Here is an 11,249-nt window from a genome sequence, read left to right on the forward strand (position 1 = left end):
CGAGTTTTTCCCCGATCTGACAGTTGTTCATATTGACGCTCATGGTGATCTCCGCGCTGAATACGAGGGGTCCCCTCTATCCCACGCTTGCATCGCCAGGCGCGTGCTGGAGTTGGGCATCCCGGTGCTTGAAATTGGTATTCGTAGCATCAGCGCAGAAGAAATGGCCTTCCTACGCAGCGGAGCTGACGCGTCAATTGTCTGGGCTCGTGACCTGGTCAACAGCCAGGCCCGTATTCCTTGGGAGCGCCTGACCGAACATACTTATTTGACCTTCGATCTGGATGCCCTTGACCCCGCTGAGATGCCCGCAGTTGGCACGCCAGAGCCAGGCGGGCTGAGCTGGTATCAGACACTGGCTTTGCTACGCGAGATCTACCGGCGTACAACTGTGGTCGCCCTAGACGTGGTCGAGCTTTGTCCCATTCCTGGCCAGATTCGCGCAGACTTTTTGGCAGCCCGGCTGATCTACAAGATGATCGGCTACCGTTTTTGCGCTCAGTTACGCGCGTAGGCCGGTCCCCAGGCAGCATATAGGCCCTAAGAGCATGGTGAGAGAAGAGATGAACAGAGAGAATAAAGCCAGGGACTTTAGCCTCCCGATCAATAGGCCGACGCCAAGAGCGGCCCGGCAAGGAGGCCGTTCTATTCAGACCCGCTTAGGCCAGCTCTGTGGGCAGCACCGGCACGAGAAGCCGCAGCCTTGGCCGGGTGGTTTCCTTGTCTGTTTGCTGCTCTTAGTGCTGGCCTTGCTGACGGCTTGCGAATCCAATACGAGCGAGCCTGTCGCTGGACAGGCCCACTTGCGCCAGCTTGATAATGGTACTATTATCTACGATAGTAGCTCCGAAGCGGTGCTGCTGCGAACTTTCCGTGGTGGGGGCCACCTGGGGACGCTCGACCTCAGCCCGCAGTTGAGCATCTACGGAGACGGTACCTATATCCTTGGTCCCGGCCTGCAGATGCGCCAGGGGCGTTTGAGTCAAGAGCAGTTGAGCCAATTGCTTCATACGCTGGTCAACAGCTATAGGTTGTTGAGTTTCCAGCGCCAGCAGTTCTACGAGGTACCCGATCAGGACGCGGTCCTGCTCCAATTTAATGTGAACAATCAGCATTATCAATTTTTCTACAGCACCTTTGGACAGCGCCAGGAGAGCCAGCAAGATCTTGATGAGTACCGACGCCTGGGCCAGGCGCTGACGACAATCAACGAGGCAGTGAGCGCGGGATCAACGACAGCCTATGACACGGCCCGCAAAGCCCTGCTCGTTCGCCAGGATTTCAGCCCCGATCTGAGCCAGCCCGTTCCGACCTGGGGTCTGCCAGATTTTACCTTGCACCAGGTCGCGCTGTTTGAATGTGGCCCGGTGCCTGAGGACATTACAGGCCCTAACGCCGATTCAGGCTGCCTGAGCTTCACGACGCCCCAGCGAGCTTTGCTACTTACGCCCGAGCAAAGCCGCTCTGTCAGCAATCTGCTGCACGGCAGGCTGAGCGGGGAATTTTACGAGCCTGCCACAGGGTTATACTATACAGTAATGCTCCGCGCACTCCTGCCGGATGAGCTGAGCCAGGGGGTGCTGGCCATGTACGGCAGTCAGGATCTGACCTATAGCGGGGTACCGCTGCAGCAGGGACCGCTTCCAACCGCAACCTCTTAAGCTCCAAGATCAGGGCAGCGGTCCAATCCCGCTGCAGCTCAGGTACGGCTTGGTTAGACCAGGCACCTAAGCCTGCCTAGCCCCGACCAGTGAGCCGTGTCGTCCACAAGCAGTCAATCAGCTAGGGAGGACAGACAGGTCATGGCGTAGTGTGGTATACTGAGTCACAGAGAGCAAGGTCCCTCCGCAACACCGCTAGAGCAGCGTGTAACGCACATCAACCTTGAAGCAAGTTCGTTTGCCGATGTAAGGTAGCACCAGGACAGGCAGCCTACGCTCCCAGCCACCACTACCAGAGAGACAAGAGTAGCAGGCGTAGGGTTTCTCCTCTCCTGGTTGCTCCATCTACCTCGTGATTACTCTACCCCTCAATGGGACGAGCAGAAAGGACATATGACCAGAGAATTTGAAAACAGGCGAAGAGATACTTTTCGCTTTTCCGCTCGCAACCAATCGTCAGCCAACGGCAGATACAACCAGGAGCGACCTGGCCGTCCGAAGCGCCCTCGTTTGAGCCGTGAGATCGTTGACCGGGCTTGGCAGATGGGTGCTCGCCTGCACCACCCAGACTATCAGCCGCGCGCGGACCTTTATGGATCTTCCTACTTCCAGTCAACCAGCACCCCACCGTATCGGCCTGGCAGCCTGTGGACACCGCCGCCGCTGAACCGTTCATCTCAAGGCCAGCCGAACCGACGGCCTCGAGGCCATCTGGCCGGCAATCTGGGGCGTGGGGGCCTGGGTTCTCATGCACAGCAGGGACCTCGCTCTTACGAGCGAGAGCCAGGAGCGCCCTCTTTCCCCAATGGCAATAGTCGCTGGCAGCCAGGGAAACCACATCGCTCGCGCGGCGCTCCGCCACCCCAGCGCCGACGCTATGGCTCAGCCTATGGAGCAGATATTGAGTCATTTAAAGGTGGCGGCAAGCACAATGGTGTCTATGAATATGATGCTCCTTATCCCAGCTCGGCTCAACGCCATCCGTCCACCTCGATGAATGGCTTCCGCTCTGCAAGCGGGAATGCGCGTACTAGCCGTGAGTTTCGCGAGTCCCGCGAGCGTGGAAAAACAGAGAAAGAGAAGAAGAGCCGTAGCCGCCAGCGCGATAAGGCTTTCTGGGAGGAGATCTCGCGTGAAACTGATGATTTGCTTGGGCGTGTCTCGCTCAATGGTCATCAGCCGGAGCCGTCAGCTTCGGGGTCTGCGGAGTATGCTGCCTCACCCCCACCAGTAGAGTCTGTTTTTCCTGACTCCTCTCAGGCCGATCACCTGCCAGCGCCAGAGACGCTAGATCGTCCCGGCGCCTCCAGCGCGCCAGAACAGCAGCAGCAAGAGGATTAGCTTTCTCAATCTCGGCCCTTGCCTGAGAGCAGGGGGCATTAGCGTCAGGCTCAAGCCTCGTCTCAAGGCTCTGCTCGGCCTTGCCCTTTCGCCTGCAGGTGCGTCAATCAACCAGCCAGCTAGCTTGAAATGGCTTTGTAGTTGTCACGAGAGCCTGCATACTTGCCTCCGACAGGAGCATCTCATATGCTCCAGGGGCCAGCCTCAGATATCTGCAGGCAGTAGGCCCCTTGCTCCGGGCTGAAGCCGACCCTGAGAGCATCCTTAGCTCAGCAAGGCCTTGCTGAGCTAAGGATGGAGGCTAGAGAAACGCCAAGCGCGCATGCGGCGAAAATAGAAGATGAGAAGGCCAGCAGCGAGGGCGCAAGAGACACGAAAGAGAGAAGAACCGGAGGCCGAGTCGGTTCGTGGCTGAGGCATGCTATAATCTGAAGGGAGGTACGCACAGGGGCGCGGTTTCTTCCCGCCCCTGTCTGTGTATCGGGATGCTCGTCACGACCCTAGGGTGGGAGACAGCAGGCAAACTGGCAGGAACTTGCCCTTTCACGCCTTCTCGCTAGGCTGAGAAGCATCAGAGGGGTCAGACACTGCATAGCGTTGATGCAGGCTCTCCTCTCTTACCCTGCCTGCAGCGGCTCAGGGCCAGGTTCGCTTTCTTCCCCCGGCTGAAACCAGAGGGAGACAAAAGGCCACCTGATCCTGCCCGCTTGCTCGGGCAGCATGCTCTCTGCTCTGTCTCGGGGCCGGCTTGGCCCGCATGCGAATCTGAGGGACCTGCATATCAGGCGCGGCAATGGAATCCGTCAGGGTCTCCATTCGCCCGCAGTAGGTGATAGGCATCTCCTTCCCAGTGAAGGGTAGTTATTTCGCTGTCGCTCGCCAAGACCAGGAAGGAAAGGAGGACGGCGTTTCCCCCGGCTGAAATATAGGGGCGTGCAGCGCAGCCACGTCCAAACTAGTCAGTCAGCCAGGGGCTTCACGCCGCACGTCATATGAGTGATACAGCCACATTAAGCCGCCTTTTTGCGGGTATCCAGGCTGACCTCGATGAAGTAGATAGGGTATTTCAGGAGCGTGCCAGATCCGGTCTTCCCATCCTGAACTCTGCTTCCATGCACGCTCTTTCCTCGCCAGGCAAGCGCTTGAGAACGGCGCTCACACTGCTCTCGGGGAAACTGAAGGTTTATCGCTTTGAGAAGCTGCTGCCCCTAAGCGTCGCCTTCGAGATGGTCCACCTGGCGACGCTTATTCATGATGACATTGTTGATGGAGCCCATACCCGGCGCGGCCAGCCAACGGTCAATGCCCTCTGGGGCGATCATATCGCGATTCTGCTCGGCGACTATTATTTCGCCAAAACCGCGGGTCTGATCGCTGATATCGAAGATAATCGCATCAACCATCTCTTCTCTGACACGGTTGCCACCGTCTGCGAAGGCACCATTATGGAGATGCTCAGCGCCCGCCGCCTGGACCTCACTATTCAGGGCTACTATGAGAAGATCAGCCACAAAACGGCCTGTCTGATTGCGGCCTGCTGCAAAGGTGGGGCGATTCTTAGCGAGGCTTCAGATGAGGAGATCCAGCATCTACACGAGTATGGGATGAATCTGGGCATCGCCTTCCAGATCATTGACGACGTATTGGATTACACCGAGGATCAGACCACTATAGGCAAGCCCGCAGGGAACGATTTGCGCCAGGGTCTGGTGACGCTTCCGCTCATCTACGCGCTCCAAAGCCAGCCTCATAATGGCCATCATCAACAGGTGCAGCTCCTGCTTTCAGGAGAAGGCGGCAGCGAGGAACAGATCCGCGAGATCGTCGAGTGGGTGGCCCGTGGCAGTGGGATCGAACGTTCGATCGAAGACGCTTATCGCTATGCAGCGCGGGCACGTGAAGCCCTGTACCACTTTCCTCCTTCAGCGGACCGCGATGTCCTTGACGAGCTTATTGACTTTGTTGTCTTGCGCAAGCGCTGAGGCTGACTGCATTGAGAGAGGAAAGCAGACTCGCCCCTTTTGATCCTCGCTCTGACTGGCCTGGATCGAGTCTAGCGCCTTCCAGCAAACGCGGAGCTGGAGCCTACAGGCCTCGGCGGTGCGCCAGGAAGGGTCTTCCGCCCGATGCGCCTCCTGGCCACCTCCAGGCAGATAGCACATCAACAGGCAATATTAGCCTGCTGACTGGTGTTGTCGGCTCGGCCTGCTGACCACCCACCATGTTCTTTGGGAGAGCGCTCTACACCAACAATGGAATACACTCCTCCTCACTAGCAGTCGCTAGCTGGCCTATCGACCGCCGTTGACGGCTCCCAGGCAAGACAACAAAGTGAGGAGAGCCGGGGCAGAACCAGGAGCAGTCTCCCTTGTGCTAGAACAGCCCGCGCGCGAAGATGACCACGGCAATCAGCACTATCAAAATACCAGCCACCCAGAGCGCAGCATTCAGCGTATCGTTACCTTCACGCATCGGGGGCAAATCCTCGGGACGCGGTAAGAGCAGGCGCTGCTCCTCTTCCTCCAGTACTGCCCCCAACATGAGCGGCAGAGCCTGAGCCACACTATCGGGGACAGACGTCGCCGATGCCGAAGACGCCACTGATGCAGCAGACTCCTTCTGAGTCGTAGCTGATGGTGAGGCTGCACGTGAAGAGAGAGAGAGCGACTGAGCAGCCCACTGCTCGCCAGCAGAGCCAGCCCCTCCCAAGGCCGAGCGCAGCGCTAGGAGATCCTGACGAAGCTCAGCGGGACGCTGATAGCGCTGACTGGCGATCGGGCGTAGCCCCTTAGCCAGAATAGCCTCGAACTCTGAGCTGACCGCAGGATTGAGCCGCTGAGCAGGAGGAATACTACCACTCATGCCTGCCGGCGGGCTGCCAGTTACCAGATGGTAAGCCGTCGCCAGCAATGAGTAGAGATCAGTGCGACTATCTACTGCCCCGCGCACGAATTCCGGAGGCAGGTACGGAGAGAGACGCGAGCGATCCAGCCCGGAAATAAACTGAGTAGCGCCGCCAGCCAGCACGATCGAAAAGTTTGTCAATAGATACTGAGAGCCGGAGCGAGCGACAACAATGTGCTCAGGTCGGATCAGGCCATGCACGAGCGGCGGGGTTTGCTGAGCCATCGTTTCCAAAATATCAGTAATCTGCAAGCAGCATTCGATAACTTCCTGCTCCGGCAAGGCCCGCCCACTACGGCGGAGGCGCGCTAGCAGATTTTCACCCTCCACCATTTCGAAAATAAAGAAATTGCGCCCCTGATCGCTGAAGGCATCCAACAAGGCGGGAACGCGTGGATGTCGCCCGATAGCGGAGAGCGTCATGGTTGCCGTGCGCAACATCGATTGCACCGCGGCGGAGGAGCCTTCGGGGATCACCAGCTCACAAATGGTTACCTGAGATCCGGCACGCTGGGCATCCTGACCACTCCAGGTGGCTTCGAAGACTCCATTCAGCCATTCCTGACGCTCTAACAACTCTTGCAAACGATAGCGCCCGCCCCTCAGTATCGTCCCAGGCATCAAGGGCCGCAACGGACCGGCAGAGATTCCACTACTGCTAGAGCCGCTAGCAGCCGGCGGCATAGAAGCAGGGAAAGGTGTAGTTGCAGTCACCGCAGGCGTTGGCGTCGAAGGGAACGTCGGTGGTACTGGCGTTTCACGCGCCAAGGGATCAGTCACAAGCCGACTCACCCGCAAGGGGCTTTGCGAGCGGGAGAGATCTGGCGATAGAGCGCCACTGGTACGATTGGGGCGAGTGGGGACCTGAGCGCGCGTAGGCATACCTGGGCGCGAAGGTGAAGAGAGGGAAGAGTCGCCCGCAGCCTCCCTACGTAGGGACGGCGAAGACCCAAGCGAGGAACGCTGCTGATTGGCAAGATTCCTGGCCGCTGCACCATCGGAGCCAGCGATCCCCGGATGAGAGAGCGGCCTGCTCACATTTGAGCCAGCGAGACCTGGCCCCGTACGGCGAGCAGCCGGGTCCACAGGATTGGTGCCCAGACCTGCCCCCAGCCCGGGGTTAGCTGAAGCGGTGCCCAAGGAACCAGAAGAAGACCCCAAAGGCAACCGTCCACCTGACGCTCCTATACGCGCCCCACCTGTCCCCGGATTGCTCAGCGACCCAGTCCGCATAGGCGAGGGCCCCGTGGAGAACGCCGATAACGAGCCTGAACGCTGCTGCTGCAAATCAGCAGGACTAGAAGACCGTGACGGCTGTTGCTGTTGGACAGGGGAAGATGTCGACCATCCTGACGCCGATGCCCCCCCAGACAGGCCCGGTAGGCGAATGACCAGGCCACAGCGGGTGCAGGGGCCTTTGCTTGCATCCCACTCGTTGCCACAACGAGGACATATCATGGACTCTTCCTCCTCATTTCTAATCCCTGGACGGGCTTGAGAGGTGCGCCAGCTTGCTTGCTCACTTGCTGCTTCTGCCTTATTACTACTGCCTCATCCATGAGCGGGCGTCAGATGTCAGGTCAGTCCTGCGCCTGCCCTGACTAGGTTACCAGATCAATGGGGAGATCCAAACCGTGCACTCGCCTGTCGTGAGCAGATGCAAAGAAGACATCTTCCTGCCTGCTAACTGGTCTACCCATCTTATCCTATCTCCCACATGCCTGCTCAATGGAGCGCCAGTTGCAGCGAAATTGCGTTGTGTTTTTTCTTAATATAGGGAATAAGGTGTTTGCTCCTGTCGCATCCAGCCCCCGCCGCAATCAGCAGGGAGAGCCGGGTGGGGAGCCTGGCAATCGCGCCACTGCCTTCAGCAGCCCTCTCACCCCCGCAGGCGCGCGCAGAGGGAACCTTTCACGAAATAAAAAGCAAACCTTCTTTACACCACATCCCACAATAAATTCGTGCAGGGTGCACTTGTCGAGAGTATAGAGGAGAGTATTTACAGCTGTCAATGCCGCTACCCGTTTGTGCTATCGGGCCAGACTTTCGCTCAGCGCGTCTTGCGCCCGATCGGAGCCAGCGCTGTGAGGAAAGTCTCCAAAGTCTTCGCCAGTTCGTAGAGCTGGGTAGCCTCATAGACCGTTACCTCGTGCCCAGGATGAGCCACCTGATAGAGCAATTGCACAGCCGGTAGCTTCAGCGACTGGCTCGCTTCCTCTGCCAAGGCTCCGATCAGCGAGGCCCGCATAGCATCTACGCTGGCATTGACTTCCTCAAGCCGCTCAATATCAATAAAGCTCGTCTTCTGCTTCTGTTGCTTGTGAGACTGCTCTTTCTGTGTTGCTGGAATTCCCTGGCCGCGGCCTGCCTGAGCGGCTTCCCACTCCTTGCGCGCCTGTTTTCCTGCCGAGCAATAACAGAACTGGGGGTGAGCCGAATCTGAATTTTGCAGGCCAGTATCATCACAGATTGGGCAAATAGGCATGCCTGCCCTCCTTTAGTCTCTCTCAGCCATTGCACAACTACACGGCGCCTGCAACAACTATACCACACTGGAGAGCAGGCCAACACCTCTTTTTCTCCTGACCAGGACTTTCAGGAGACAGGCACCAGCCAGGCGGAGAGGGAAGGCACAGGCCAGCAGACAGGCCGGCTGCCACGCTAAGGAATAGGTGGTAGAAGTCAATGGAGCAAGAGGACAGTCACGGTTGATCTATCATCATCTATCCGCAGGCCCATGCCTTGCCTGCTGTTAGAGCTGCAGACCGGCGACCGCCTCAGCTAGTAAATCGATCTGCTCTAGCTCGGGAATAGTAGCCCAGAGCATTAACTCATCGGCGCCAGCTTCAGCAAAGGTCTGCACGGTACGGCGAATTGCTTCCGGTGTAGTCGGGATCAGGTGCGCCATCTGGTGAGCACGAGGGCCAGCAAAGGCGTAGTAATGGCTGAGATAGGCATCAGCCTTCTCGACAGCGTCTCTACCCAGGCCATAGTATACTGAGCCAACAAGTCGCGGTCTGCCAGGTTTGCCGGCCTCTTGCCAGACTTGCTCGGCCAGACGGAAGAACTGGCCAGCTTGATCGGGAGCGCTGCCTCCGGCAATAAAGCCGTCCCCCCAGCGAGCCAGGCGTCGGATCGCCGCCGGCGAATAGCCACCCAGCAACACCTCTGGCCCTCCGGGCCGCACTGGCTTGGGACCGATAGGGCCAATCTCTGCGCTCAGTGGCTCACCAGACCAGATGCGCTTCATCAGGGCAAGCTGCTCGTCAAAGATCTTGCCGCGGCGATGGAAGGGTACACCAGCCGCCTGAAAATCGTCTTCGCGTGCGCCAATGCCCAGTCCTAGCGTCAGGCGCCCACGCGAGTAGGCATCAAGGGTCGCTGCCTCTTTGGCCAGAATCGCTGTGTTGCGCAGGGGAGCCAGCAAGACGGTCGTCATGAGGCGAATGCGCGAGGTGACCGCCGCTACAGCTCCCAGGGTGATCATCGGCTCGAGGTTGGGGTAGACCAGCCTGTCAATCAGGCCCAGGGAAACAAATGGTCCTTGCTCAGCACGGCGCGCCCATTCTAATACCAGGCCAGGATCAACCCCAGGGATCGAGGCCGGTAGCCCAATGCCTATTTTCATGAGTCTCTCCTCCCATCAGCTTGCGGTCTCACTTTGTCATTGGTACTGTACTTATGTAAGTGTGACACACAGCACCGTTGTTTGCAACCTCACCTGTGGAGATGATAAGCTAAGCTCCAGGCTGGAGGCCTGCTAGAGCTGGCCCGTCCGCTCTCCCTCAGCGAAGGCTTTCGCTCCACACGACGTGAACTGGAGTTCGTTTGGTAACTGCTATGCGACGCTATCGCCTCCTGGCTATTGATCTCGACGGAACTTTGCTGACCCCTTTTCCAGAGAAACAAGTGACGCCTCGTGCGCGCCAGGCTCTGGAGGCCGCCAGTGCCGCTGGCATGGCTATTACCATTACGACAGGGCAGATGCTGGCTGTCCTGCGCCACGTCTGCGCGGGCCTGCCCCTCAGCGGTCCTCAGATTCTGGAAAATGGGGCGTTGATTGTGGATTTCGCCAGTGGCTCGGTGTTGCGCGAGCGCCTCTTGCCCCCGGAGTATATTCTCCCTGTTTTGGAAGCCACCCGGTCCCTGGGACTCTACCGCGCCTACCATACGCCAGAGGGGGTCTATGTTGATCGTCACACACCACGGGCCCGCAATTGGTATCGCCCGCCTTTGCCACCGGTTATCGAAGTGGATGATGTGGCTAGCCTCTATCCGCGTCCGTGTATCAAGATTGCCGCCGTCGGTCAGCCAGAGACCCTGCCAGAGAAGCGCCAGCGGCTTCAGCTTTGGTTCGGTAGGTTGCTGCATGTGACGCAATCAACCCGTGATCTGCTGGAAGTGCTGCACCCCGAGGCTAGTAAAGGGCAAGCATTGCAACAGGTGGCACGCTTGTTGGCTGTGGCGCCTTCCGAGATTGTGGCCATCGGCGATCACTATAACGATGTGGAGATGCTACGCTTTGCCGGCCTGAGCATTGCTATGGGTAATGCTCCCCCCGAAGTACAAGCCGTGGCTGACTATGTGACAAGCGATAACGCTCATGATGGCGTGGCAAAAGCGCTGGAGCGCTTTGTGCTGCCAGCGCTGGGATGGTCTCCCTCCGCTGAAGAGGGAGGCGCTAGAGAGGGCAGAGAATGAGCAGCCTGCTGGTAACAGCGCCTGGTAGCACGATGTTCAGTTACCAGCAGGCCTCTTGTTCAGGGAATGCTCTATGAGTGAACCTCAGGCGTTGGAGGCAGCAGGCACCTTCTCGGTGATTTCTAGCTCGATCTCGATCTTGACTTTGTCGTCGACAATCACTCCACCACTCTCAATAGCACGGTTCCAGGTCAGGCCAAAATCTTTGCGGTTGATCGTGGCTGTGGCCAGGATGCCCGCACGGCGCAGCCCAAAGGCATCGACAATGGGGCCGTTGAATTCGCCGGTGAAGGTGACAGGACGCGTAACCCCGTGCATGGTCAGATCGCCTGTGACACGGTATTCGTTGCCCCCTAGCGGCTCGATTTTGGTGCTGACAAAGGTGATGGTGGGATACTTATCTACTTCGAAGAAGTCAGCACTACGCAAGTGTTGGTCTCGCTCGGGCTGGCCGGTGTCGATGCTGGCAGCCTCTGCCTGAGCAGTAATCTTTGAGTTGGCAGGATTCTGCTCGTCGTACTCGATTTCTCCATTAAAAACTTTGAATGAACCCCTCACCGTGCTCACCATCATGTGCCGTACAGCAAAGGCCACACGTGAATGGGCAGGGTCAATCTGCCAGGTCACTTGTCGCTTTCCTCC

Annotated in this window: 9 protein-coding genes; 5 read left to right on the forward strand and 4 right to left on the reverse strand. The window is 58.3% G+C overall.

Annotation, left to right across the window (positions count from 1 at the left end; genetic code table 11):
* From IRZ24_RS10830 to IRZ24_RS10845, 4 genes are all read left to right on the forward strand, one after another.
* On the forward strand, window positions 1–514 hold a 514-nt coding region (locus tag IRZ24_RS10830; protein ID WP_297163799.1), incomplete at its 5' end, for an arginase family protein.
* Between the two features lie 49 nt (window positions 515–563).
* The gene (locus tag IRZ24_RS10835; RefSeq protein WP_297163800.1) at window positions 564–1,661 is read left to right on the forward strand and encodes a hypothetical protein; all 1,098 of its coding nucleotides are present in this window, start codon (window positions 564–566) and stop codon (window positions 1,659–1,661) included.
* Window positions 1,662–2,054: 393 nt separating this feature from the next.
* Complete coding sequence (locus tag IRZ24_RS10840; RefSeq protein WP_297163802.1) at window positions 2,055–3,002, forward strand: hypothetical protein; 948 nt, start codon at window positions 2,055–2,057, stop codon at window positions 3,000–3,002.
* 992 nt (window positions 3,003–3,994) lie between these two features.
* A complete protein-coding gene (locus IRZ24_RS10845; RefSeq protein WP_297163804.1) occupies window positions 3,995–4,984 on the forward strand; it encodes a polyprenyl synthetase family protein in 990 nt (329 codons plus the stop codon).
* 391 nt (window positions 4,985–5,375) lie between these two features.
* Here IRZ24_RS10845 and IRZ24_RS10850 read toward each other — a convergent pair whose 3' ends face one another.
* The 3 genes from IRZ24_RS10850 to IRZ24_RS10860 form a co-directional block, all read right to left on the reverse strand.
* A complete protein-coding gene (locus IRZ24_RS10850; protein WP_297163807.1) occupies window positions 5,376–7,067 on the reverse strand; it encodes a protein kinase in 1,692 nt (563 codons plus the stop codon).
* Between the two features lie 889 nt (window positions 7,068–7,956).
* Window positions 7,957–8,391, reverse strand: a complete 435-nt coding sequence (locus tag IRZ24_RS10855) for a hypothetical protein (RefSeq protein ID WP_297163810.1) — start codon at window positions 8,389–8,391, stop codon at window positions 7,957–7,959.
* Window positions 8,392–8,658: 267 nt separating this feature from the next.
* Complete coding sequence (locus tag IRZ24_RS10860; RefSeq protein ID WP_297163813.1) at window positions 8,659–9,534, reverse strand: LLM class flavin-dependent oxidoreductase; 876 nt, start codon at window positions 9,532–9,534, stop codon at window positions 8,659–8,661.
* 200 nt (window positions 9,535–9,734) lie between these two features.
* Between IRZ24_RS10860 and IRZ24_RS10865 the strand changes: the two genes are divergently transcribed.
* Complete coding sequence (locus IRZ24_RS10865; protein ID WP_297163816.1) at window positions 9,735–10,607, forward strand: Cof-type HAD-IIB family hydrolase; 873 nt, start codon at window positions 9,735–9,737, stop codon at window positions 10,605–10,607.
* An 84-nt stretch (window positions 10,608–10,691) separates the two neighbouring features.
* On the opposite strand, the gene IRZ24_RS10870 is transcribed toward IRZ24_RS10865, so the two are convergent.
* The coding region (locus tag IRZ24_RS10870; protein ID WP_297163819.1) for a YceI family protein at window positions 10,692–11,249 on the reverse strand (558 nt) is incomplete at its 5' end.

This window comes from Thermogemmatispora sp. (genome assembly GCF_019683755.1).
Lineage (GTDB): Bacteria > Chloroflexota > Ktedonobacteria > Ktedonobacterales > Ktedonobacteraceae > Thermogemmatispora.